The organism is Candidatus Methylomirabilota bacterium (assembly GCA_035709005.1).
GTDB lineage: Bacteria > Methylomirabilota > Methylomirabilia > Rokubacteriales > CSP1-6 > 40CM-4-69-5.
In genome coordinates this window covers 1-22,669 of sequence record DASTFB010000033.1, presented here as the reverse complement: position 1 = coordinate 22,669, position 22,669 = coordinate 1, and the positions used below count along the sequence as shown (strand labels likewise).

Below are 22,669 nucleotides of genomic sequence, written 5' to 3'. Positions count from 1 at the left end.
AATCCTACCATCTCCGGGGAGCCCGCGAGCGGCGGGTGGGTTCGCGGTATCATGACGCCTCATGAGAGGGCCGGCACTCCAGGGCAGTCGCCCGGGCAGGCAGCTCAACCCGGTGGTGGCCTTCCTGCTCACCCGCAGCCCGATCGGCCGCCTGGTGGACTGGGTGGCGCGCTGGCGGGCCTCCGTCCACACCAAGCTGGTGGTGGCGTTCCTGCTCACCGCCCTGCTGTTCATCGGGCTGGCCGCGATCAGCTTGCAGACCATCGCGCGCATGGTCGAGCAGAGCCGCCTGCTCGACGAGGCGCACCAGCGGGTGCACTGGGCACAGGACATCGAGCGCGCCCTGGCCCGGCAGATGCACTTCACGGCGCTCTCCCTCTTGCTGCGCGACGAGGGGGTGGTGGCCCGCATCCTGCGCGAGAACAACCGCTTCAACGACACGCTGGCCAAGCTGGAAGGCGCCGCCCGAGCGGCCGAGCGCGAGCTCATCCAGCAGATCCGCACGCGCCAGGACGAGGCCATGACCACCGTGGCGGACATCGCCAATGCGATTCGCGACGGGCGCCTGGACGAGGCGCGCGCCGCGCTCCTCGGCCGCGAGGACCGCGTCTACCGCGAGATCGAAACCCTCGTGGGGCGGCTGGTGCAAGCCGAGCAGGCACGCATGGACGGCCTGCGTGGCGCGGTGGAGGCCGCCAACCAGCGGTCCCTGGTGGTCGCGGCCTCCTTCGCCGTGGCCGCGGTCATCCTGGCTCTGATCCTGGGCTTCGTCATCTCCTGGTCGTTCGTGCTGCCGGTCCGCGAAGCCGACGCCTTCCTGGCCCGGGTGACCGGGGGCGAGCTCGGCACCACGATCAGCGTCGCCAACCGCGACGAGTTCGGGGACCTGGCGGAGCGGATGAACCGCATGAGCCGGGAGCTGCAGCGTCTGGTCGCCGAGCAGGAGCAGGGAGCCGCCGAGCTCCGCCGCCTGAACGAGCGCCTGGAGCAGGCCAGCCGGGCCAAATCGGAGTTCCTGGCCAACATGAGCCACGAGCTGCGGACCCCGATGAACGCCATCCTGGGCTTCACCGAGATGCTGCTCGATGGCCTGTACGGCGACGTGCCGGCCGACCTCCGGGAGCCGCTGGCCGACATCCAGGCCAACGGCCGGCACCTGCTCCGGCTGATCAACGACGTCCTCGATCTCTCGAAGATCGAGGCCGGTCGCCTGGAGCTGGTCGTCGACACCTACGCGGTGGCCGACGTCGTGGAATCGGTCCGCGCCTCGCTGCGCTCGCTGGCCGCCGAGAAGGGGCTGGAATTCGCGACCCGGGTGCCGCCGGACCTGCCCATGGCCCGCGGCGACGGCCGGCGCATCACCCAGTGCCTGCTGAACCTGGCCGGCAACGCCATCAAGTTCACCCGGGAGGGCCGCGTGGAGATCAGCGTGAGCCAGGAGGGCTACGACCTGGTCTACCGGGTCTCCGACACCGGCATCGGGATTCCGGAGAAGGAGCTGGAGAACGTGTTCGGCGAGTTCCGGCAGGTCGATGCGACCGTCACCCGGGAGTACGGCGGCACCGGCCTGGGGCTCAGCATCACCAAGAAGTTCGTCGAGCTGCACGGCGGACGCATCGGGGTCGAGAGTCGACTGGGCAAGGGCTCGATGTTCTGGTTTTCCATCCCCCTGGAGGTGGACAAGGCATCATGAACCAGAAAACCGTGCTCTACGTGGAGGACAACGAGTACAACCGCAAGATCGTGCGCCAGCTGTTGAGTCGGACCTCGTACCGGCTGCTGGAGGCGCCCGACGGCGAGGCGGCCATGGCCCTGGTCCGCCAGGATCGTCCCGACCTGGTGTTGATGGACGTCCAGCTGCCGCGCATGTCGGGGCTGGACGTCACCCGCGCGCTCCGGGCGGAGCCGGCGACGGCCGACATCCCGATCATCGTCGTGACCTCGTTCGCCCTCAGCGGCGACGACCAGCGGGCCATGGCGGCCGGGGCCTCGGGCTATCTGGCCAAGCCTTACAGCCCCCGGGACCTGCTGGCGCTCATCCGCAAGTTCGTGCCCGAAAACTGATCCGGCCAGAGGAGGCGCTGCATCATGCGGTGGACACTCGGGAGAACGTTGGGGGCGGCCACGGCGGCCGTGTGGCTGCTCACCGCCGGCTCCCAGGCGGTGTACGGCGGACAGGAGGAGCAGTTCACGCCGGAGTTCAAACAGACCCGGTCGAGCTATGACCCCAAGCACACCCCCGCCATCAAGGCGCCGGACTCGGTGAAGCGGGGCCAGTGGTTCGACGTCACCGTGAGCATCGGCGCCGGCGATCGGCATCCCTCGCTGGCCGAGCACTTCATCCGGTACATCGCCCTCTACAAGGATGGCGTCGAGATCAGCCGCGCGTACCTGCATCCGGTCTTCTCGGCGCCCCAGGTGACGTTCACCATCGCGCTCGACGAGGGCGGGATGCTGCGGGCTCAGGCCGAGCCCACTCACTCGGCCGCCTGGGAGACCTCCAAGAAGATCGCCGTCACCCCGTGATCTTAATCGGAGGGGGCCTCGACGGCCCCCTCCGAGCCTCCCCCGGACAGGATTGCGGCGGCAAAGCCGCCGCTCGAAGGCGTTCAGCGAGCCCGAAGGTCGATGTTCACCGGGGTGGGGGCGTCGCCGCTGACGGTGAGCGTGCTCGTCCGGCGCCCGAGCCGCTCGTGCCACACTTGCAGCGTGTACTGGCCCGGCGGAACGTTGTCGAACTTGAAGCGGCCGGTGGCGTCGGTGATGGCGTAGAACGGGTGGTCGGCGACCACCACCCAGCCCCGCATCCAGGAATGCAGGTCGCAATCGATCCGGATGATCTCGGGCCGGGCGAAGGCGATGGCGATCGTGCGCCCCTTGGGCTGGGTGCGGTTGAAGGGGTTGTTCGCTTTGGGCGCGCCGTGCAGATTGTGCAGCAACCGATCGCTATTGAGGAACTCTACGGTCCCGCCCGCGGGCGCCAGCACGACCCGCGGAACGAACACGCACTCCTTCTGGTCCATCTGCGGGGTCGAGGCCGCGACGGGCGACGGCGCGCCCGGCGGCGGATTCTGCAGCCACACCACCACGTTCTGGATTTCGCGGGCGGCCGACAGGACGAGGTCGCCGGCGTCTTTCTCCTTGCCGCACACGTACTGGTCGATCGTCACCGGCACCTTCTTCGCCGGCGGCACCGGCCCGCCCAGCACGACGTAGCCCTGGATCTCGCCGCCGGCGGCGGGCGCCGTCGGCACGAAGGTCAAGAGGGCGATGGCGAGCACGAGGAAGCGCACGTGAAGCTGCGACATAGCCGTCAAGATACCATGCCGGACTAGTTGACGCGCGTCCAGCCTGGCGCCTACAGTGCGCGATCGTGCCCCGCCCGCCCTACGGCTGGATCGTCGTCGCCGCACTCTGCATCAGCGAGACCGTGACGTGGGGAATCATCTATTACGGGTTCCCGGTGATGTTGCGCCCGATGGAAACCGAGCTCGGCTTCTCGCGCGTGGCGATCACCGGAGCGTTCTCGGTGGGCATGGGCCTGGCCGCCGTCGCCGGCCTGCCGGTGGGGCGGTGGATCGATCGGCACGGAGCACGCGGGCTCATGAGCCTCGGCTCCTGTCTGGGCACGCTCATGGTCGTGGCGTGGTCACGGGTCGACAGCCTGCTCGCGCTCTACGCCGTGTGGGCCGTGATGGGCCTGGTCATGGCCGCCACGCTCTACGAGCCGGCCTTCGCCGCGGTGGTCGGGTGGTTCCCCGGACGTCACCGCGACCGCGCGCTGCTCACCGTCACCATCGTCGCCGGGTTCGCCAGCACGATCTTCATGCCCATCGAGGCCTGGCTGGTCTCATGGCTGGGGTGGCGCTCGGCGCTGCTGGTGCTGGCAGTCATCCTGGCGGTGCTGACCATCCCGCTGCACGCCCTCGTGCTTCGGCGCCCTCCCCGCACCGCCGAGGCGGCGCGGGGCGCGGGCGCCGAGCGCGTCGACGTGCCGGGCCTCACGCTGCGCGCCGCCGCCGCGACGACGGTCTTCTGGGTCCTGGCCGCTGCTTTCTTCGTGGGCAACTTCACGGTCAATTCCGTCACCGTCCACATGATTCCCTACCTCAGCGACCGCGGCTACTCGCCCACGGTGGCGGCGGTGATGATCGGCTGGATGGGCGCGATGCAGGTCCCGGCCCGGCTCGTGTTCGCGCCGCTGGCCACGCGCTTCGGACACCATGGCATGACCACGGCGATCTTCCTCGTCCAGGCCGCCGGGCTGGCCCAGCTGGCGCTGGCGAGCCGGCTGCCGACGCTCGTGCCGATGGTCGTCATGCTGGGCGGCGCCAACGGCATGTCGACCCTGGCGCGGGCCACGATCATCGCCGAACTCTTCGGACCCCGGCACTACGGGGCCATCGCCGGCGCCATCGCGCTCGGCGCCAACGGCGCGCGCGCGATCGGGCCGGTCGGGGCCGCCTGGCTACAGACGGCGCTGGGTGGCTACGAGCCGGTGTTCTGGATCCTGACGGCGGCGCTGGTCCTGGCCGGCCTCGCCGTGCTCCTGGCCGGCGGCGCTCCGGGGACGCACCGGGTCGACCGCCACTAGGACACCGCGACCCCGCTCGGGCACGCGACGCCGGTGCCCCCCAGCCCGCAGTACCCGCGCGGGTTCTTCGCCAGGTACTGCTGGTGGTAGTCCTCGGCGTAGTAGAACTCGGAGGCCTCGGCGATCTCCGTCGTGATGCGTCCGTAGCGGGCCTGGGACAGCGCGTGCTGATAGGCGTCGCGCGAGGCCTCGGCCTGCGCCCGCTGCTGCGGCGAGGCCACGTAGATCGCCGAGCGATACTGGGTTCCCACGTCGTTGCCCTGGCGCATGCCCTGGGTGGGATCGTGGCTCTCCCAGAACGTCTTGAGCAGCGTCTCGTAACGCGTCTTCTGCGGGTCGAACACGACGAGCACCACTTCGGCGTGACCGGTCAGGCCGCTGCACACTTCCTCGTAGGTGGGGTTGGGCGTGTAGCCGCCGGCGTAGCCAACGGCCGTCGTGAAGACCCCGGGCAGCGTCCAGAACACCTTTTCCGCGCCCCAGAAGCAGCCGAGCCCGAACACGGCCCGCTCGAGCCCGGCCGGGAACGGTGGAACGAGCGTAGTACCCAGGACGTAGTGCTTGACCATGGCGACCTTGACGCGACCCAGCATGGCGGCTCCTCCCCCCACATAATACCGGCATGGATACCTTGTGGGTCCAACTCATGCTCGTGTTCGTTGCGATCCTGGCCAACGGGTTCTTCGCCGCATCCGAGATCGCGCTGGTCTCCTCCCGCATCGCCCGGCTCGCGCAGCTGCGCGCCCGGCGAGTGTCCGGCGCCAGCACGGCGATCAAGCTCAAGGAGTCCCCCGAGACCTACCTGGCCACGATCCAGATCGCCATCACGCTGGTCGGCGCGCTGGCCTCGGCGGTGGGCGGCGCCGCAGCGGCCGAGAAGGTGGCGCCGTGGCTCGCTGCCCTGCCTATCCCCGGTGCCCCGACCTGGGCGCGGCCGGTAGCGCTGGGCATGGCCATCCTCGCCATCACCTACTTCGCGCTGATCCTGGGCGAATTGACCCCCAAGGCGCTCGCCCTCCGGAACCCCGAGGCCCTGGCCTGCCGGGCTGCGCCCGTGATCGCATGGATCAGCCGCATCGTCTCCGGCCTCGTCCGCTTCCTGGCTGTCTCGACCACGGTCGTGCTCCGGCTGCTCGGCCAGGGCGCCACGCCGCAGTCGCCATTCGTGTCCGAGGAGGACGTGAAGTACCTGCTCCGGGAGGGCGCCGCCAAGGGGGTGTTCGAGAAGATGGAGGAGCAGCTGGTGCACAACGTCTTCGAGTTCGCGGACACGACGGTGCGCGAGATCATGGTGCCGCGCGTGAACGTGCTGGGCGTGGACATCGACACCCCGGCCGAGGACATCCTCCCCCGCGTGGCGCAGATCGGCAAGTCGCGGATTCCCGTGTACCGGGGCTCGCTGGAGCACCTCTCGGGGATCGTGACCATCAAGGACCTGATCCGGACGGTGGCGTTCGGCCGCCCCATCAACCTGGCCGAGCTCACCCGCCCGGAGCTGTTCGTGCCGGAGACCGCGCGGATCAGCGCCCTCCTGCAGGAGTTCCAGCGCGCCCGCCAGAACATCGCACTGGTCGTGGACGAGTACGGCGGCCTGGCCGGGCTGGTCACGATCGAAGACGTGCTCGAGGAGATCGTGGGGGAGATTCGCGAAGAGGACGAGTCGACGCCCGCCTACGTCTCCCGACTCCCCGACGGCTCCTACCTGGTGGACGGCGCGGCCCCGCTCGACGAGGTTCGCGAGGCCCTCGGGGCCGAGCTGCCCGAGTCCGCGGACTATTCGACGCTGGCTGGCTTCATCCTGCACGCGCTGCAGACGGTGCCGGCGCGGGGCGCCTCGGCGACGGCCGGCGGCTATCGCTGGACCGTCGTCGAGATGAGCGGGCCGCGAATCAGAAAGGTCAGAGCCGAGCGCTGGCCGCTGTCATAATGAAGGGGCGACGGTTCCGATGCGCACGCCGATCCGACCCCTCCCTGACGCGGTCGCACGTTGGGCTTCACGTGTCCGCTACCTCCGGTGGCTCGACGCGCTGGGGGCCTGGCTCGCGCTCTGGGCCTTGCTGGCCTCCGCGCTCACGCTCCCCCTGCAGGCGCAGATGGTGCTGTCGGCGGCGGTGGCCGGGCTGCTCGCGCTCGTGCCGCCGCTGCGGCTGCGCTGGCGTCCCGTGAGCGGCGCCGTCGGCGTCCGCGTGAGCCGGCACCTGCGCCCGGGTGACCGGGCCTGGTACGTGGTGCCCGACCGCGCCGAAGCGGTGATCGTGACGGCGCGCCGGCGCCTGCGCCTCGTGGTGGCCCGCCCCGGTCACGGGCCGGCAGAAGGCATCGAGGTTCGACGCACCCGCGTATTCCTCGTCCCGACGTAGGGAGATGGTCGACTATCTCCTGGAGCTACTCGCCCGGGTCGGCTCCTGGTCCTACGCGCTGCTCTTCGTGGCCGCGACCCTGGAATCTTCGGCGTTCGTGGGCCTCTTCGTCCCCGGCGACACCATCGCGCTGATCGCCGGCTTCCTGGCCTGGGAAGGGGTGCTCGAGCTGCCCGAGACGATCGCGGTCGCTGCAGCCGGTGCGGTGCTCGGGGACAGCATCGGCTACGAGCTCGGCCGCCGGCTGGGGCGCCCCTGGCTCCTGCGCCACGGCAATCGCTTCGGCCTCCACCGGCGCCGGCTGCAACTCCTGGACGAGCTCTTCGAGCGCCACGGCGGCAAGACCGTCCTCTTCTCGCGCTTCATCGCGTTCGTCCGGGCCCTGGCTCCCTTCGTGGCCGGCTCGTCGCGGATGCCGTATCTGCGGTTCCTCGCCTTCAACATCGTGGGGGCCGTGCTGTGGGCCGTCGCGCTCGTCTCCCTGGGCTACCTGTTGGGGGCGTCCTGGCGGATCGCCGAGCAGTGGGTTGGACGCGTCGGCGTGGTGGTCGGCGTGATCGTCATCGCGCTCGTCATCATCTGGTTTCGCTGGCGCCGCGCAGCCTCGCGAGCGCGCTGAGCTCTACTGGAGCGCGGCCGGAGCCGGCGCCGACGCCTTGAGCCGTCCCCGGAGCGCGCTGATCTGCCGCTGAGCGTCGGCGTGGATCGGCACGCGATCCAGCACGCGCTGGAAGGCGGCGATCGCCTCCGGTAGCCGTCCGACGTCGCGATAGGCGCAACCCAGGTAGTACTGGGTCCAGAGGTTGCCGGGATCGAGTTGACTGGACCTCTCCAGCATGGCGATGCCGCGGGCGCTCTGCTCCGGCAGGGACCCGCCCGGCGTCGCCGGCGCCGTCCGCCAGGCGGCGCGGTGCAATGCCCAGCCGGCCATGGTCAGCACCTCGGGGTGGGCCGAGTCCCGGGCGAAGGGCTCGACGAGGGCCACCGCCGCGGCCTCCTGACCGACGAACATCAACGTGCTGGCCACCCGGCGCAGGTACTCGTAGTCCTTGGGGTAGTGACGCCGGTATTCCAGCGCCGCGGCGGCGGCTTCCGGCCAGCGGCCCCGGGCGATGTAGAGGTCGACGAGCGCTTTCCTGGCCCCCGCCGCCGTAGGCGCGATCTCCAGCACCCGGCGGTACTGCCATTCTTCGTCCCTCCGCACCCGCGTCACCCAGGGGATGCCGAGCGCGCCGGCCCTGACGTCCATGATCACCCCCTGGCCAGGCCAGAGCGTCGCCCGCTCCGACGCCGACAGGAGCACGCGCTCGGCGCCCCCGGACGGCGTCCACGACCAGAAGTCGGTCCAGGCGTACCGCAAGACCTCGTGAAAGGCAGCTTCGGCGCGACCGATGTGGACCACCTGCGTGTGCACCTCGACCGGAGCCGAGCGATCGAACGCCCCGTTGACGTAGCACACCAGGCCGTAGAGCACGAAGGCGCCGACGATGAGCAGCAGGACGTGCTCGACGGCGCGCAGCGCGCGACCGACGCCCCCCACCAGCGAGGGCGCTGCCATACGGGCGACGCCGGTGACGGCGGTCAGGTACGCGATGGCCAGGGAGCCGGAGACCAGCAACATTCTCAGGGCGCGGTCGGCCATACCGACGGGAACGAGGAGCGAGCCGGCGGCCAGCGGCAGGGCCACGAGCACCACGAGACGCAGCAGCGTCCGGTGACCGTGGCCGGCCTTCCGGACCGCCCGATCGCCCAGGCGGGTGAGCAGGATCACCATGCTCAGCGCGGCCAGGGTGACGCCCACCACGGGCAGGGCCAGCACGCCGAGGAGGTTGGGGATGCGATACGTGCTCTGGGCGTGGAACGCAGCCAGGGCCAGGATCCCGAGCAGGGCGTGCGGGAAGAGGATCGAGCTCCAGGCGCGGCGCAGCAGGTCTGCGGTCATTGCCCCGGCCGCTCGCCCAGCATCATCTTGATCTCGGGAACCACGCCCTTGGCGAACAGATTCTGGGAGTCGAGCTCGAGGATCGTCTCGTAGCAGATCAACGCTTCCTGCAGGGCCAGCAGCGCGTAGTGCGTGTCACAGAGCTTGGCCAGGCCCTCCACGCCCGCACCTAGCCCCAGTGCCAGCTGGTACTCGCGAACCGCGTCCCGATCTCGCCCCGTGAAGCGATAGAGGTCGCCGAGCAGCCGGCGGGGGGCCGGATCCTCGGGGGCCAGCGCCATCGCGCGCTGATACGCCTCCATGGCCTGTTCCGTGCGCCCCAGGCGAAACAATGCCAGGCCGAGCTGCTCGTGCAGCACCGCATCGCCCGGCTGCAGCTCGATGGCTGCGCGGTAGTGCGACAGCGACCGCTCCTCGTCGCCGATGAACGCGTAGGCGTGGCCCAGTCGGCGATGAGCCCGAAGCCGGTGGACCGGGAACTCCAGCGCCCGCTCCATCACCTCGACGATCACGCGGGGGTCGCCCAGGCGCTCGGCGACGAGGTGGTCGAGCGCCTCGAGGTACACCGGGTCGTCGGGGGCGGCCTCGAAGGCGGCGCGGGCCATGCGGTACTGGCCGGCCAGATCTCCTCGCTCGCCGTAGAGCGAGGCCGCCAGCCGATAGGCCTCGGCGTGGCGGGGATCGGTCTGCGTGGCCCGCTGAAGCTCGCTCAACGCGCGGTCGCGCTGGCCCTGGCGGGCGTGGAGGACACCCAGGGCCATGGAGGCGTCGGCCGGCCGGTCGCCTGCCGCCAGGGCGCGCTCGGCGTAGGTGACGACCGACCGGGCCTGGGACGGGTCGAAGCGAAACAGATAGAGGTGGTACAGGGTGCGCAGGGCCAGGCGCCGCGACGCCTGCCCGTCGGCATCGAGCTCGCCGAGCAGCGCGAGGATCCTCAGGAAAGGTACCGGGTGCGGCGCCGCCGGTTCGCCGCGCAGGGCACGCCGCACGGCCAGCACGGCCTCGTCGTCGGCGCCACGGACGACATCCGCCACTGAGGCCAGGAGCAGGACGTCGGGATGGTCGGGCCAGGTCCGCAGCGCCCGCTCCAGATGGCGACGGGCGTCGTCGGGGCGCCCGCGCCCCAGCGCGATCTCGCCGAGCGCCAGCGCCGGAGTCACCTGGTCGGCGCCGCGGGCGATCTCGGCGCGCGCGAGGAGCTCGGCTCGATCCAGCCGGCCGACCAGCACGGCGTCGGTCCAGGGATCGCCGGCGGTACCCCCGGCTTCCACGACACCGCGCAGGTGGGCGCGATAGGCGCCGGCCGCCGAGCCGTAGGCGCCCGTGGCGTAGGCGATCAGTCCTCGGATGCCCTGCCAGGACGGCTGAAAGAAGATGGCGTCCATGCGCAGCGCGTGCTGGCGAGCCAGGACCCAGAAGACGACCAGGGCCACGACGAGCAGCAGGCTCGCGTGCGAGGCGAGGCGGCGGGCGCGCACCAGACGGATGTTGCGGGCGCTGGGAGCCGCAGGCATGGCGAACGGCATCCGAGCAATTCACACGCCAACCCGCTGGCCGGCCACTAAGTGAGGGCGCCGCCTCACCAAACCCGATGTCGAGGACGGCCGCGGAAGCCACGCCACCGGCTGGCCGCGTGTCCTCGTGACACGGGAGCGTCCACTACTTGCGCGGCCGGACCCAACTCTCCGACCAGGCCAGACAGCAGCTCGAGCCCTGGCGATCGCCCCGCATCTCGGCCCACGGCTGCCCGGCGGCGATGCGCCCGTTGATCTCGGCCTGGGCGGCCCGCGCCGGAAAGAACGTGCTGAAGACCCCGAGAGGCCGGTTGTTGAAGCCGGGCGGAGCGGTGAGCACGAAGGGCTCGATGAAGTCGTACCACGTGAGACGGACGGTGTCCGCGGCGCCGGTGACGGTCTCGGTGGCGGACGAGCGGGGATCCCCCGCGCGTTCGAATCGCGCGGGCAGGACCGGCAGCGAGGTGTCCGCGAACGGCGGGTAGAGAAGACTTTCGATCGTGCGTTGCAGCCACCGGGCCACCGCGATGTTGTCGCTGTAGACGCGGACCTCCTCGCCGAGCAGGCGACTGTGCACCGAGAGCACATGGCCCACGCCGGCGGGGCACCACAGCACGCGCCAGTGGCTGAAGCGCTCGGTCTGGGTCTTGCCGCCGTCCGGGCTGAGCCGGACGAACGAGTTCTCTCCGGTCATGAGGACCTCGTTGGGATCCACGGGCACGGTCATGCGCAGGCTCCTCGCGTTGGGTTGGGCTGGGCGACGGACACGCGGGGATCATACGCCAGGCGACCGCCTCTGTGTTGACAGAGCCTCCGCGCGGTCGCATAGTGACGAGGAACTTCATGGCGAGCGCCCGCACGGTCGGAGAACTTCGCGAAAGCGGCTATCGCCGCCGGTCGGTGAAGCAGGAGCTGCGCGACAATCTCATGGCGCGACTGCGCCGTGACGAGCCGTTCCTGCCCGGCATCGTCGGCTACGATCACAGCGTCGTCCCGCAGATCGAGAACGCCGTCATGAGCGGGCAGGACATCATCTTCCTGGGCGAGCGTGGCCAGGCCAAGACGCGCATCGCCCGCGCGCTGGTGGGCCTGCTCGACGAGACGGTGCCCGCGCTAGCCGGGTGCGACATCAATGATGATCCCCTGGCCCCCATCTGTCCGGCCTGCCGCGTGCGCCTGGCCGAGAAGGGCGACCGGGCCGAGGTCGTGTGGATCAGCCGGGACCGGCGCTACGGCGAGAAGCTGGCCACGCCCGACATCACGATCGCCGATCTCATCGGCGAGGTCGACCCCATCAAGGTCGCCGAAGGCCGGTATCTGGCCGACGAGCTGACCATCCACTACGGCCTCCTGCCCCGCACCAACCGCGGGATCTTCGTCATCAACGAGCTGCCCGATCTCGCCGAACGCATTCAGGTCGGCCTCCTCAACATCATGGAGGAGCGCGACGTCCAGATCCGCGGCTACAAGGTCCGGCTGCCCCTGGACCTTTACGTGGTGGCCAGCGCCAACCCTGAGGACTACACGAACCGGGGCCGGATCATCACGCCGCTCAAGGACCGGTTCGGCTCGCAGATCCGGACGCATTACCCCCGGCGGCTCCAGGACGAGATCCACATCATGGAGGCCGAGCGCACCGCCTTCCCCACCGACGGCGTGGAGACGCGCAGCCCCGACTACATGAAGCAGGTGGTGGCCGAGCTGACGCATCTGGCCCGGCGGTCCAACGAGATCAGCCAGCGCTCGGGCGTGTCGGTGCGGGTCACCATCTGCAACTACGAGAATCTCATCTCGAGCGCGCTCAAGCGGGCCGTGCGGCTGGGCGAGGGCGAAGCAGTGCCCCGGATGAGCGATCTCGGGGCGCTGGTGGCTTCCACGGCGGGCAAGATCGAGCTGGAGGCGGTCGGCGACGCCAGCGAGGACAAGGTGCTGAGCAAGCTCGTGCAGCGGGCCGTGCTCAACGTTTTCAACCGTAGCTTCGCGGCCGCCGAGCTGGAGCCGGTCGTGGCGGCCTTCCAGAACGGGTTCACCGTGCAGGTCTCCGACATGATGCCCACCAGCGAGTACGTGCGACAGCTCGGCGAGATCGCGCCCCTACGGGCGGCCGCCGCCAAGCTGGGCGCCGCCGATCCCGCCAGCCTGGCGGCCGCCATGGAGTTCGTCCTGGAAGGTCTGCACCTCAATCGCAAGCTGAACAAGGACCTCCAGTCCGGGCACGCCCGCTATCGGGGCTGAGCCGGTGCTCATCCGCTACTCGCGCTGGGATGGATCGCAAGACCTGCCGGAGCTCGATGCCGACGCCGTGCTGGAGGAGATGGCGGACGATGTGCTCTCCCACGGCGACCTCCGCACCGCGCTGCAGCGCCTGATGCGCCAGGGGCTGCAGCCCCCGCAGGGACAGCGGCTGCCCGGGCTCAAGGACCTCCTGGAGAGGCTGCGGCAGAGCCGCCAGCAACGGCTGGGTCGCTACGATCTCGGCTCCAGCCTGGACGATATCAAGCGCCGACTGGACGACATCGTCCGCACCGAGCGCGAGGGAATCGAGCGCCGTTTGAGCGAGATGCGCCAGGGCGCCCAACGGGGCGACGTCCCCCCGGGGCCGGCCGGCAAGTTCGAGCGTCTCGCCGCTCGTAACCGCGAAGCGCTGGATGCGCTGCCGCCCGACCCCGCCGGGCGAATCCGGGAGCTACAGAAGTACGATTTCGTGGATCCCGACGCCCGCCGCAAGTTCGAGGAGCTGCTGGCCTCCCTCCGCGAGCAGGCGCTGCAGCCCTTCCTGCAGGGCATGCAGCGGGCGCTCTCGGGCCTGACGCCCGCCGATCTCAAGTCGCTGCGGGAGATGCTCCAGGACCTCAACCGCATGCTGCGCGAGCGGGCCGAGGGCCGGGAGCCCGACTTCGAGGCCTTTCGCCGGAAGTGGGGCGATCGGTTCCCGGGCGCGGAGAGCCTCGATCAGCTCCTGGACCAGCTCGGCCAGCAGATGGCCCGGATGCAGTCGCTGCTCCGCAGCCTGTCGCCCGGGCAGCGCCGTCAGCTCGACGAGCTGATGCGCTCGCTGTTCATGCGCGATGAGCGGCTGGAGGCCGCCCTCTCCCAGCTCTCGATGCACCTGAGCGAGCTCCTGCCGATGGACAACCTCGTCCAGCGCTATCCCTTCCGGGGCGACGAGGAGATGACGCTCGCCGAGGCCATGCGGGTCATGGAGGAGCTGCAGGAGCTGGACCAGCTCGAGCGCGAGCTGAAGGACGTGCGGGCGCTGGAGGAGTTGCAGGCCATTCCCCGGGAGCGCCTGGAGCGGTTGCTCGGGGAGGACGCCGCCGAGGACCTGGAGCGGCTCAAGGAGATCGCCCGGAAGCTGGAGGAGGCCGGGTACCTGGAACGCGATGGCGACGAGCTGAGGCTGACAGCGCGAGCCATCCGGAAAATCGCCGACAAAGCGCTGCGCGAGATCTTCCTCCGCCTGAAGCGCGACCGCGTGGGCGGCCACGCCGTGGCCCGCCGGGGCGCCGGTGGCGACCCGATGGACGAGAGCAAGGCCTACGAGTTCGGCGACCCCTTCCTCCTCGACCTCAAGGGCACGGTGATGCGCGGGATCGAGCGGCGCGGGCCGGGCACGCCGGTCGCGCTGGAACCGGGTGACTTCCAGGTGTTCCGCACCGAGCTGCGCAGCCGGGCCGCGACGGTGGTGATGCTCGACATGAGCCGGTCCATGCTCAACAACGGGTATTTCCTGCCGGCCAAGAAGGTGACGCTCGCGCTGAGCGCGCTCATCCGGAGCCAGTTCCCCCGGGACGCGCTGTCCATCGTGGGCTTCTCGCTCTACGCGCGGGAATTCACGCCCGACCAGCTGCCCGCGCTGTCGTGGAGCGAGTGGAACGTCGGCACCAACATGCACGCGGGGTTCATGCTGGCCCGCCGACTGCTGGCCCGCCACGCGGGCGGCACCCGGCAGATCATCATGGTCACCGACGGCGAGCCGACCGCCCACATGGAGGGCGACGTGGCGGACTTCGCCTACCCCCCGACCCGGCGCACGGTCGAGGAGACGCTACGCGAAGTGCGGCGCTGCACCCGTGACGGCATCACCATCAACACCTTCATGCTGGAGCGGACCCCGTGGCTGACCGCGTTCGTCGAGGAGATGACCCGCCTCAACCGCGGCCGCGCCTTCTTTGCCGCCCCTGACCGGCTCGGTGAGTACGTGGTGGTCGACTACGTCACCGCCCGCCGCCGAAGCCTCGCCTAGGCGCTCGGCGATCCGCCCCACCCTGGTGCTCCTCGTGCGCCACGCGCTCACCGGCTCCACCGGTCGTCGCCTTCCGGGCCGGGCGCCCGGGCTGCACCTGAGCGACGAGGGTCGGCGCCAGGCCGAGGGCGTGGCGCGGCGGTTGGCGCGCCTGCCCCGGGTGGCCGCCGTCTACTCCTCGCCCCTCGAGCGGGCCCGGGAGACGGCGAGTCCGATCGCCCGCGCCCGCGGCGTGGGCCTGCGCGTGGAGGCTGGTCTGAGCGAGCTGGACGTGGGCGCGTGGACGGGCATCTCGCTGGCCCGGGCGCGACGCAAGCGAGAGTGGACCGCGGTCCAGCGCCACCCCAGCGGGTTCCGCTTTCCGGGTGGCGAGTCGTTCGCCCAGATGCAAGCGCGCGTGACGGGCGCCCTCACCGCGCTGATCGCCCGCCACCCGGGAGCGACGATCATCGCCGTCTCTCACGCCGATCCCATCAAGGCCGCCGCCGCGCAGGCGGTGGGCGCGCCGCTCGATCTGTTCCAGCGTATCGTCATCGCGCCGGCGTCGGTCACGGCGATCGCCTACGGGCCCGACGGACCACGCGTGCTCACCCTGAACTCGGGCGACGGCGACCTCACCTGGCTGGGGCGGGCGTGAGCGACTCGTTCGAGCTCGACAATCCCGATCACTTCACCGCCGGCGCCGTCGGCGAGCCGGGCCAGCGCGTCTTCTACATGCAGGGTCGGCAGCATGGCCAGGTCTGCACCCTGAAGTGCGAGAAGGAGCAGGTCCGGGCGCTCGGCGAGTACCTCGCGACGCTCCTGGCCAGCCTGGCGACCGCGACGAGCGAGGCGCCGCCCGAGGCCACGCTCCTGCAGCCCCTGGAGCCGGCCTGGGCGGTGCGCTCGATCGCCGCCGGCTACGACGCCGATGGCGATCGGATCGTCGTGGAGGCGCGCGAGCTCATCGAGGACGAGGCCGAGGATCCCGTCGAGGGCGAGGCCGAGCCCGAAGAGCCCGGGCTCGAGGCCGAGGTCAGCGTGGCCGGCGAAGCCACCGCCGAGGCCGAAGCCGCCGAGGAGGCCGGGGCCCGGGCCCGCTTTCTCATCACCCGGGCCCAGGCCGCGGCCTTCGTGGAGCGGGCCCGCGAGCTCATGGAAGCGGGCCGCCCGGAGTGCGTGCTCTGCGCCTTGCCCATGGATCCGTCCGGACACGTCTGTCCCCGTAGCAATGGGCACCTCCACCGCTGAGACGCTGGAGCTGCTCGCCCGCGGCGAGATCACGGTGCGGGGACGGATGCCCCGCAGCAGCAACGCGACATACCTCGTCGAGGTGACGGCCGGAGGGACGGCACTGCTCGCCGTCTACAAGCCGGGCCGCGGCGAGCGGCCGCTGTGGGATTTTCCACCCAGCCTGTTCCGTCGCGAGGTCGCGGCCTGGGAGCTGTCCCAGGCGCTGGGCTGGGCCGTCGTGCCGCCCACCGTGTTGCGCGAGGGACCGTTCGGCGAGGGGTCGCTTCAGGAATTCGTGCAGGCCGATTTCGCCGAGCACTATTTCACGCTACGGGAAGCGGAGAGCCACCAGGACCGGCTGCAGCGGATCTGCGCCTTCGATCTGCTCGCCAACAACGCCGACCGCAAGAGCGGTCACTGCCTGCTGGGGCCGGACGGCCGGATCTGGGCCATCGACAACGCGCTGACCTTTCATGCCGAGCCCAAGCTCCGCACCGTCATCTGGGACTTCGGCGGCACGGCGGTCCCGGGCCCGATCCTCGGCGACGTCAGGCGCCTGCAACGGGCGGGACTGCCCGCCGCCCTGGCCGAGCTGCTCGACCCGCTCGAGCGGCAGGCCCTGCTGAGGCGGGCGCGCGCGCTGGTCAAGGCCGCTCGCTTCCCCGAGGACGACGGCGCCTACCGCTACCCCTGGCCGCTGGTGTAGAGCGTCACGGCGCCTGGATGCGGTCGGGATCCACGCGCGGCGGCGGGGGCGGCGGAGGGAGGGCGTCGAGGCCGACGAAGCGGAAGATCGCGGGCGGCGTGCGGGTGCCGAGGGGCAGCGGCTCGCGGTCCAGCCGCAGCTCGAGCATCGTCGTGGTGAGCGGATAGAAGAGCTTCACCCGCTCGTCGCCCAGCACCCGCCCCATGTCGAGCTGGGCGTCCCACTTGCCGTCGGCCTGGGCTCCGGCGGCGGTGAGCTTCTCGCTTCCGAAGCCGGTATAGGTGACCAGCGTCGAGCCCGACGAGGCGAGCACGCGGACCCGAAGCCGGCCACGGTCGATCCGCCGGAGCCGGCGCAGGTCGAGATGAAAGCAGCGAAAGCTGGGGTCCGTCTGGTAGGCGTGCACCTCGGTCTCGAAGGCGGCCGTCTCCCGCAAGGGGTTCTCGTCGCGCGTCACCAGCTGCAGGTGGTAGTCGGGGATGGGATCTCCGCGCTCGTCCAGGGCGCGCACCACGAACTGTTGCCACTCGCCCCGCTCGTCGCGCAGCTGAGCCCGGGCCGCCGCCGTGCGCCGGGCCGCGGCGGCCTGCCAGGCCTCGTACTCCCGGCGGGTCGACACGGTGAGCGCGCGCAGCACGAGATCCACGAGCCCGTCGCCCTTGGCGGGTTGGGTCAGGATCGTCCCGTGGTTGACGCCGGCGATGGGCACGAGCGGGCTGTCGACGTGGCGCCACGGAGCGATGAGGGCCCGGTCCCGGGCCGCCCGCCGCCGGGGGGCGCGGGTGAGGTCGAGGACGATCTTGCGCGTGTTCAGCGCGCAGCCTGCCCACCGGACGGTGCCGTCGGTGCCCGGGGCGTTGACGACCGCGCGCAGCCCCGAATACGACTCGATGCCGCACACGATGAAGACCCACGGGGTCCGGCCGTCGGGACCGTAGTAGACATCGGGGCCGAGCAGGTCCAGGCTGGCCAGGTCCCAGGTGAAGCGGCTCCCCAGCTCCAGCGCATCGAGGACGGCGTCGCCCGCTTCCAGGAAGTCGGGAGCGACCAGGTCCTTGTTGCCTTTGAAGATCGCGCCCATCCAGGAGCGGCCCTTGTGGGCCAGCGGCGAACCCCAGGTGGCGGGAGCCAGTCCCACCAGACGCTTGAGCCGACGTGCGCGGCCGCCGTACTGGGTGAGCCAGGCGCGGATGACCAGCATGCCGGTCGAGTGCACGATGGCGTCGAAGGCCTGATCGTCGCCCAGCCCGGCTTCCAGGCGCAGCGCGCGATCGAAGGCCTCGGCCAGATCGCGGATGGTCACCTCGTTGGTGAGAGTCTTGTAGGTGCTCACGTGCACGCGGCGCGGGCTGTAACCGTGGGCGCTCAGCACCTCGCGCCAGGCGCGAAAGGAGGGACCGGCGTCGGAGTAGCCGTGGAGCAGGACGACGGGAACGCTCACGCCGGCCCGGTCAGGACCCGGCGCAGCCAGCCCGCGATGTCGGCGATCTCCTCGGCGCACACGGCGTGGGGCATGGCGTACTCCCGCCACTCCACCAGATAGCCCAGGCTCTCGAGCACCGCCTTCGCGCGCCGGGCGCGAGCGAGGGGGATCAGCGGGTCGTGGGTACCGTGGGCCAGGAAGATCGGCGTGTCGCGGTTGGCCGCGCTGGCCTCGGCGGCCAGCGTGTCGGCCAGAGGCAGGAAACAGGATAGCGCCAGGATGCCGGCCAGACGCTCGCCGTGGCGTAACCCGGTGTGCAGCGCCATGGCCCCGCCCTGCGAGAAGCCGGCCAGCACAATCCGGGCGGCCGGCACCCCCCGCGACCGCTCGCGGGCGATGAGCGCCTCGATCCGCTCGCCCGAGGCGCGCACGCCTGCCGCGTCCTCCCGCCGCTCGCCACCGGCGTCGCGCACGTCGTACCAGGCCCGCATGACCATGCCGGCGTTGACCGTCACCGCGCGGAGTGGCGCGTGGGGGAACACGAACCGGACGGGCACGGTGGGGGGCAGGTCGAGCTCGGGTACGATCGGCTCGAAGTCGTGACCGTCGGCGCCGAGGCCGTGCAACCAGATGACGGCGGCTTGCGGCGCCCGGCCCGTCTCGATCTCGACGGTCTCGCGCAGGTCAGCCACGGGGTGGTGCGATCAGGCGCCGGCGAAGCGCGGGAGGACCTTCTCCCCGAACAGGCGCATGGAGCGTAACACCGCGGCCTGATCCGCCATGCCGCGCGAAAAGGAGCCCATGAAGTGCGTGATCCCCAGCGCCTCGTGGTGGGCCCGGATCTTGTCGGCGACTTCCTCGGCGTCGCCGGCGATGGCCGCCTGGTCCAGCGCCTGCTCGTCGGTCAAGGCCAGCAGGTTCTCGCGCACGCGGCGATAGAATCGGTACTGGTCGGGGGGCACGCCCTCGGCGTCGGCGATGAGCCCGGCCTGCGTGGCGAAGAACCAGCGGATCGGCTCCCGGAGCTCTTCGCGGGCCCGCCGGGACGACTCGGCCACGTAGATGATCTTGTTCATGGCGATCTCGGCTCCGCCGTCGCCGCCGTGAGCCGCCCGCCACTCGTCCAGATAGGCATCGTAGTTCTTTCTCAAGATTTCCCAGGGCGTGAACGAGGGTGCCGTCAGGATCTTGAAGCCGCGCCGGGCAGCCAGGCGGTACGTGTCGGGGGAGACCGCGGCCGTCCACAGCGGGGGGTGCGGTCGCTGGAGCGGCTTGGGGAACACGGTGATCCCCGGCACCTGGTAGAACCGGCCGTCGAAGACGACGCGCTCCTCGGTCCACGCGCGGCGGATCACCTCCATGCACTCCTCGAAGCGCTCCCGCGTGTGCTCCATGGAGATCCCGAGCCCGGCGAACTCCTTGGGCTGGTAGCCCCGGCCCAGCCCGAACTCCAGCCGCCCCTCGGAGAGGATGTCGACCATGGCCCACTCTTCGGCGATGCGCAGCGGGTGAGCGAAGGGCGCGATGACGACCGACGTCCCGATGCGCACCCGGCGCGTTTCCCGCGCGATGGCCGCGGCCAGGACGCCCAGGGACGGGCAGATCCCGTAGGGGGAGAAGTGATGCTCGGCCAGCCACACGGCATCGAAGCCCACGGCTTCGGCCAGCCGGGCTTCCTCCAGGGCATGCGCGTACACCTCGCCGTGCGTCTGAGTGTCCCGCAACGTCAGCAGCAGCTGGAGCGAGAACTTCATGGGACGGGAGTGTACAACAATTCCTTGACCCCTCGCGGCAGCCCGGCGCAGGATCGTGGCATCAGGGTCATGCCCATCCTGCTCGCGGGTATCCTCGCCGCCGGTGCAGTGCTACTCGGCGGCCGTCCTGCCTTGGCCGAGCCCTTCCTCGACCTGTACGGCGGTGCGGCCCAGACGGAGTCGGCGCGGGTGACCGCGGGACAGCGTGACTGCGACGTGGGGTTCTTCTTCGCCGTCTGCGGCCCCGAGACGGAGGCGACCCGGAACGCGGACTTCGACCTGTCGGCCACCTTCGGCGTGCGGGGCGGCTACTGGATCGACCCGGTCCCCTGGCTCGGGGTTGCCGGGGACCTGTCGACCTTCGAGGCGGACGCCGCCGACGTGCGGTTCCGGATCGTGCCGTTCTCGGTGCTGGTGATGTTCCGACTGCCGCTCTTGGCCACCGACGAGATCCCCCGAGGACGGCTGCAGCCGTACGTCGGTGTGGGGCCGTCGATCGCCTACTACGACACAACCGTGGATTTCCGTCCGGAGCTCGCGCGCAAGCTGCGCTTCGACTCGGTCGAGCTCGGCCTGGACGTCCGGGCCGGCCTGGCCTGGCAGTTCCACCCCCGCGTGGGCGTGTTCACCGAGTACCGCTTCACTTACCTGCCGATCGACACCGACGAGGACTCCGACTTCGGCCCGATCGAGGAGCGGGTGGACACGAAGCTCAACACCCACCACATCCTGATGGGGGTCTCCATCCGGTTCTAGCTCCGCGCCGCCGGCCCCTCCGGGACGAGCCGGGCCTGGTGAAGGACGGCGCCGGCGACATCGCGGTGGCTGACCGTCATCACCCCGCTGCGGCCGTCGATCGCGACGTGGCCGAAATAGAGACCGCCCTCGGTGGGGGGCGCGTTGACGCGGGCGGGGGGCCGGGCGAACACCACCCGGGGGCCGAAGGTGTCGTCGAGCGCGTTGGGGCCGAATCCCCCGGCGTGCAGGGGCCCGGAGACGAACTCGTAGAACGGCGTGAACTCCGTGAACCGGGCCCGGGCGGGCTCGTACCGGTGGGTCGCGCAGTAGTGCACGTCGGCCGTGATCCAGACCACGTTGCGGACGGCATTGTCCTTGATGAAGCGGAGGAGATCGGCGATCTCCAGCTCCCGCCCCCGCGGCGGGCCGTCGCCCTGAGCGACGCCGTCGGAACCCCACCGGCGGCGCCAGTCGTGGTGGATGATGAGGCCGAGCGGCGCGGCGGCGACGATCACCTTCCAGGTCGCTCGCGATGCGCGCAGCTCCTGCTCGAGCCAGCGGCTCTGGGCCGCACCCAGCAGGCGCGCCTCATCGCCGAGCCGAGCCTGCTGATCGTCGGAGTTGGGGCCCCGGTAGCTGCGCGTGTCGAGCAGGAAGAGATCCAGCAAGGGCCCGCGCCGGACGGCCCGGTAGAGCCGTTCGCCGTCCCGCGCATCCAGCGCCAGCGGCGTGAACTCCAGCATCGCGCGCCGGGCCCGGGCCGCCAGCACAGCGCAGCTCTTCACCGTGTAGCGTTCGTCGTCCAGGAGCCGTTGCGGGTACCAGTTGTCGGTGACCTCGTGATCATCCCACTGGACGTACTGGGCGGTCTCGGCCCCGAAGCGCCGGACGTGCTCGTCCATCAGGTTGTACGTGTAGTTGCCCCGGAACTCGTCGAGCGTCTCAGCCACCTTGGCCTTCGCGGGCGTCGTCAAGTTCTTCCACACGCGTCCATCGGGCAGCGCGACCTCGGACTCGATGGGATTGTCGGCGTAGATCAGGTCTCCGCAGTGGACGAAGAAGTCGGGGGCCATCCGGCGCATCGTTGCGTAGATCTTCATGCCACCCCACTCGGGGTTGATCCCCCAGCCCTGGCCCGCCGTGTCGGCCGACCAGATGAAGCTCACCGAGCGCGCGTCGGCCGGCGCCGTCCGGAAGGAGCCGTTCGCCGGCGCGCTCAGCGTTCGGAGATCTCCGAGGTCCTGAAAGACCACACGGTAGAAGATGTCCCGTCCGGCCGGCAGATCGGTGAGGAGCGCCCGGGCCGTGTATCCCGTCTCGGGGAGAGCGGCGGAGCCCGTCACGCGCCGGGCGCCGCCGAATCGGGCGTCGGTCGCGTACTCGACCAGCATGCGGGCCGGGCGATCGGTCGCGCTCCAGATCACCGCGCTCGACGCCGTGGCCTCCCCGCACTGCACGCCCCAGGGCACCGCCGGGCGCGCCGTCTCGGAAGGCTGGCCGTAGACGGGCCCGCGAAGCCGGGCCGGCACGGCGACGCTTCCGGCCGCGGCCAGGCCCGCCGCGATGAAGCGCCGTCGGCTCGCGGTCTTCGTGGCGGCCGCCGGGTAGTGGCTCAGGCCAGCCGATGCAGCTCGATGGGCTGGCCGTGCGGCGTCGCCCGGGCGGCGCGATCCCACTCATCCTTGCGGGTCCTGAGCGCGTCGGCGAGAACCAGCCCCTTGGCGGCCACCAGCTTCTCCAGCGCGCTCAGCCAGTGCTCGTAGTAGCGCCGGCCATCGTCGACGTCGCCCCGGGCCCCGGCCTCAGCGATCTCCGCGGCCAGGCGCTCGGCGAACTCTTTCCACGCGAAGACGCCCCGCTCGTGGAGGAGCACGGCCATGGCGAAGGCCTCGGCCTCCCACGGCTCCCGGAACACCGGCCCCTCCTCGTCTCGCGGGATCCGGGGCAGCGCGTCGAGCGCGACGGGCTGAGGCGTCATGCCGGGTCGAGGTAGTCGTCGAAGAGATCGATGTAGACGTGATCGCGTGCCCCGCCCTGCGCGCCCCACAGCTCGCGCGCGGTGAACCGCACGCTGTAGCAGTGCTGCGGCCTGGGGTCCTGCGTCGCCGAGTGCGTGTCGGGGAACACCCACACGCCGTGGTCTTCGGAGATCACGCCCCGCCGGCCCCGGGCGTAGCGAG

Annotated in this window: 23 protein-coding genes and 1 pseudogene; 13 read left to right on the top strand and 11 right to left on the bottom strand. The window is 70.9% G+C overall.

All coding sequences use genetic code 11. The annotated features are described in order from the left end of the window. Positions 1-61: 61 nt before the first annotated feature. From VFR64_05175 to VFR64_05165, 3 genes are read left to right on the top strand one after another with little or no spacing between them, the layout of a single operon-like run. Positions 62-1,693, top strand: a complete 1,632-nt coding sequence (locus tag VFR64_05175; GenBank protein ID HET9489132.1) for an ATP-binding protein — start codon at positions 62-64, stop codon at positions 1,691-1,693. Continuing rightward, on the top strand, positions 1,690-2,064 hold the full coding sequence (locus VFR64_05170) for a response regulator (protein HET9489131.1): 375 nt from the start codon (positions 1,690-1,692) through the stop codon (positions 2,062-2,064). The genes VFR64_05175 and VFR64_05170 overlap by 4 nt, the downstream gene beginning before the upstream one ends. A gap of 24 nt (positions 2,065-2,088) precedes the next feature. Beyond that, complete coding sequence (locus VFR64_05165) at positions 2,089-2,526, top strand: desulfoferrodoxin family protein (protein HET9489130.1); 438 nt, start codon at positions 2,089-2,091, stop codon at positions 2,524-2,526. An 83-nt stretch (positions 2,527-2,609) separates the two neighbouring features. On the opposite strand, the gene VFR64_05160 is transcribed toward VFR64_05165, so the two are convergent. Next, entirely contained in the window at positions 2,610-3,308 is a 699-nt protein-coding gene (locus VFR64_05160) for a carboxypeptidase regulatory-like domain-containing protein (GenBank protein ID HET9489129.1), read from the bottom strand. A 65-nt stretch (positions 3,309-3,373) separates the two neighbouring features. On the opposite strand from VFR64_05160, the gene VFR64_05155 reads away from it, so the two are divergent. Then, the gene (locus VFR64_05155) at positions 3,374-4,594 is read left to right on the top strand and encodes an MFS transporter (GenBank protein ID HET9489128.1); all 1,221 of its coding nucleotides are present in this window, start codon (positions 3,374-3,376) and stop codon (positions 4,592-4,594) included. Here the strand turns inward: VFR64_05155 and msrA are convergent. Further along, positions 4,591-5,154, bottom strand: a pseudogene (msrA, locus tag VFR64_05150) (peptide-methionine (S)-S-oxide reductase MsrA). The gene VFR64_05155 and the pseudogene msrA sit on opposite strands and share 4 nt — an antisense overlap. A 62-nt stretch (positions 5,155-5,216) precedes the next feature. On the opposite strand from msrA, the gene VFR64_05145 reads away from it, so the two are divergent. Genes VFR64_05145 through VFR64_05135 form a run of 3 tightly spaced genes read left to right on the top strand, consistent with a single transcriptional unit; the run spans position 5,217 to position 7,573 of the window. After that, entirely contained in the window at positions 5,217-6,521 is a 1,305-nt protein-coding gene (locus VFR64_05145) for a hemolysin family protein (GenBank protein HET9489127.1), read from the top strand. Between the two features lie 19 nt (positions 6,522-6,540). Further along, positions 6,541-6,954 (top strand): hypothetical protein, encoded by a 414-nt coding sequence (locus VFR64_05140; protein ID HET9489126.1) that lies wholly within the window; start codon positions 6,541-6,543, stop codon positions 6,952-6,954. 4 nt (positions 6,955-6,958) lie between these two features. After that, a complete protein-coding gene (locus VFR64_05135) occupies positions 6,959-7,573 on the top strand; it encodes a DedA family protein (GenBank protein HET9489125.1) in 615 nt (204 codons plus the stop codon). A gap of 3 nt (positions 7,574-7,576) precedes the next feature. On the opposite strand, the gene VFR64_05130 is transcribed toward VFR64_05135, so the two are convergent. From VFR64_05130 to VFR64_05120, 3 genes are all read right to left on the bottom strand, one after another. Then, on the bottom strand, positions 7,577-8,896 hold the full coding sequence (locus VFR64_05130; GenBank protein HET9489124.1) for a hypothetical protein: 1,320 nt from the start codon (positions 8,894-8,896) through the stop codon (positions 7,577-7,579). Continuing rightward, positions 8,893-10,410 carry a tetratricopeptide repeat protein gene (locus VFR64_05125; GenBank protein ID HET9489123.1) on the bottom strand — a complete coding sequence of 506 codons (1,518 nt, stop codon included), beginning with the start codon at positions 10,408-10,410 and terminating at the stop codon, positions 8,893-8,895. The genes VFR64_05130 and VFR64_05125 overlap by 4 nt, the downstream gene beginning before the upstream one ends. 145 nt (positions 10,411-10,555) lie before the next feature. Continuing rightward, positions 10,556-11,137, bottom strand: a complete 582-nt coding sequence (locus tag VFR64_05120; GenBank protein ID HET9489122.1) for a hypothetical protein — start codon at positions 11,135-11,137, stop codon at positions 10,556-10,558. A 116-nt stretch (positions 11,138-11,253) separates the two neighbouring features. Between VFR64_05120 and VFR64_05115 the strand changes: the two genes are divergently transcribed. The 5 genes from VFR64_05115 to VFR64_05095 are packed head-to-tail and all read left to right on the top strand — an operon-like array spanning position 11,254 to position 16,574. Further along, positions 11,254-12,645, top strand: coding sequence for a magnesium chelatase (locus VFR64_05115; protein ID HET9489121.1), 1,392 nt, complete (start codon positions 11,254-11,256; stop codon positions 12,643-12,645). Positions 12,646-12,649: 4 nt separating this feature from the next. Further along, entirely contained in the window at positions 12,650-14,656 is a 2,007-nt protein-coding gene (locus VFR64_05110; GenBank protein ID HET9489120.1) for a VWA domain-containing protein, read from the top strand. 25 nt (positions 14,657-14,681) lie between these two features. After that, positions 14,682-15,293 (top strand): histidine phosphatase family protein, encoded by a 612-nt coding sequence (locus VFR64_05105; protein HET9489119.1) that lies wholly within the window; start codon positions 14,682-14,684, stop codon positions 15,291-15,293. Further along, a complete protein-coding gene (locus tag VFR64_05100; GenBank protein HET9489118.1) occupies positions 15,290-15,886 on the top strand; it encodes a DUF3090 family protein in 597 nt (198 codons plus the stop codon). Before VFR64_05105 ends, VFR64_05100 begins: the two co-directional genes overlap by 4 nt. Further along, positions 15,867-16,574, top strand: coding sequence for an SCO1664 family protein (locus VFR64_05095; GenBank protein HET9489117.1), 708 nt, complete (start codon positions 15,867-15,869; stop codon positions 16,572-16,574). The genes VFR64_05100 and VFR64_05095 overlap by 20 nt, the downstream gene beginning before the upstream one ends. Before the next feature lie 4 nt (positions 16,575-16,578). Here VFR64_05095 and VFR64_05090 read toward each other — a convergent pair whose 3' ends face one another. From VFR64_05090 to VFR64_05080, 3 genes are read right to left on the bottom strand one after another with little or no spacing between them, the layout of a single operon-like run. Next, on the bottom strand, positions 16,579-18,015 hold the full coding sequence (locus VFR64_05090) for a hypothetical protein (protein ID HET9489116.1): 1,437 nt from the start codon (positions 18,013-18,015) through the stop codon (positions 16,579-16,581). Then, complete coding sequence (locus tag VFR64_05085; protein HET9489115.1) at positions 18,012-18,689, bottom strand: carboxylesterase; 678 nt, start codon at positions 18,687-18,689, stop codon at positions 18,012-18,014. Before VFR64_05085 ends, VFR64_05090 begins: the two co-directional genes overlap by 4 nt. 12 nt (positions 18,690-18,701) lie before the next feature. Beyond that, on the bottom strand, positions 18,702-19,751 hold the full coding sequence (locus VFR64_05080) for an LLM class flavin-dependent oxidoreductase (protein HET9489114.1): 1,050 nt from the start codon (positions 19,749-19,751) through the stop codon (positions 18,702-18,704). 69 nt (positions 19,752-19,820) lie between these two features. Here VFR64_05080 and VFR64_05075 point away from each other — a divergent pair, with 69 nt between their 5' ends. Further along, on the top strand, positions 19,821-20,507 hold the full coding sequence (locus tag VFR64_05075) for an outer membrane beta-barrel protein (protein HET9489113.1): 687 nt from the start codon (positions 19,821-19,823) through the stop codon (positions 20,505-20,507). On the opposite strand, the gene VFR64_05070 is transcribed toward VFR64_05075, so the two are convergent. From VFR64_05070 to VFR64_05060, 3 genes are all read right to left on the bottom strand, one after another. Further along, entirely contained in the window at positions 20,504-22,018 is a 1,515-nt protein-coding gene (locus VFR64_05070) for an alkaline phosphatase D family protein (GenBank protein HET9489112.1), read from the bottom strand. The two genes, VFR64_05075 and VFR64_05070, sit on opposite strands and share 4 nt — an antisense overlap. Positions 22,019-22,101: 83 nt before the next feature. Continuing rightward, positions 22,102-22,467 carry a nitrile hydratase accessory protein gene (locus tag VFR64_05065; protein HET9489111.1) on the bottom strand — a complete coding sequence of 122 codons (366 nt, stop codon included), beginning with the start codon at positions 22,465-22,467 and terminating at the stop codon, positions 22,102-22,104. Beyond that, a partial coding sequence (locus tag VFR64_05060) for an SH3-like domain-containing protein (GenBank protein HET9489110.1) occupies positions 22,464-22,669 on the bottom strand: 206 nt, incomplete at its 5' end. The genes VFR64_05060 and VFR64_05065, both read right to left, overlap by 4 nt.

Coding starts and splice junctions, on each gene's coding strand:
- VFR64_05175 (HET9489132.1), top strand. CDS start 62: ATGAGAGGGCCGGCACTCCAGGGCAGTCGCCCGGGCAGGCAGCTCAAC.
- VFR64_05170 (HET9489131.1), top strand. CDS start 1,690: ATGAACCAGAAAACCGTGCTCTACGTGGAGGACAACGAGTACAACCGC.
- VFR64_05165 (HET9489130.1), top strand. CDS start 2,089: ATGCGGTGGACACTCGGGAGAACGTTGGGGGCGGCCACGGCGGCCGTG.
- VFR64_05160 (HET9489129.1), bottom strand. CDS start 3,308: ATGTCGCAGCTTCACGTGCGCTTCCTCGTGCTCGCCATCGCCCTCTTG.
- VFR64_05145 (HET9489127.1), top strand. CDS start 5,217: ATGGATACCTTGTGGGTCCAACTCATGCTCGTGTTCGTTGCGATCCTG.
- VFR64_05140 (HET9489126.1), top strand. CDS start 6,541: ATGCGCACGCCGATCCGACCCCTCCCTGACGCGGTCGCACGTTGGGCT.
- VFR64_05135 (HET9489125.1), top strand. CDS start 6,959: ATGGTCGACTATCTCCTGGAGCTACTCGCCCGGGTCGGCTCCTGGTCC.
- VFR64_05130 (HET9489124.1), bottom strand. CDS start 8,896: ATGACCGCAGACCTGCTGCGCCGCGCCTGGAGCTCGATCCTCTTCCCG.
- VFR64_05125 (HET9489123.1), bottom strand. CDS start 10,410: ATGCCTGCGGCTCCCAGCGCCCGCAACATCCGTCTGGTGCGCGCCCGC.
- VFR64_05120 (HET9489122.1), bottom strand. CDS start 11,137: ATGACCGTGCCCGTGGATCCCAACGAGGTCCTCATGACCGGAGAGAAC.
- VFR64_05115 (HET9489121.1), top strand. CDS start 11,254: ATGGCGAGCGCCCGCACGGTCGGAGAACTTCGCGAAAGCGGCTATCGC.
- VFR64_05095 (HET9489117.1), top strand. CDS start 15,867: ATGGGCACCTCCACCGCTGAGACGCTGGAGCTGCTCGCCCGCGGCGAG.
- VFR64_05080 (HET9489114.1), bottom strand. CDS start 19,751: ATGAAGTTCTCGCTCCAGCTGCTGCTGACGTTGCGGGACACTCAGACG.
- VFR64_05075 (HET9489113.1), top strand. CDS start 19,821: ATGCCCATCCTGCTCGCGGGTATCCTCGCCGCCGGTGCAGTGCTACTC.
- VFR64_05065 (HET9489111.1), bottom strand. CDS start 22,467: ATGACGCCTCAGCCCGTCGCGCTCGACGCGCTGCCCCGGATCCCGCGA.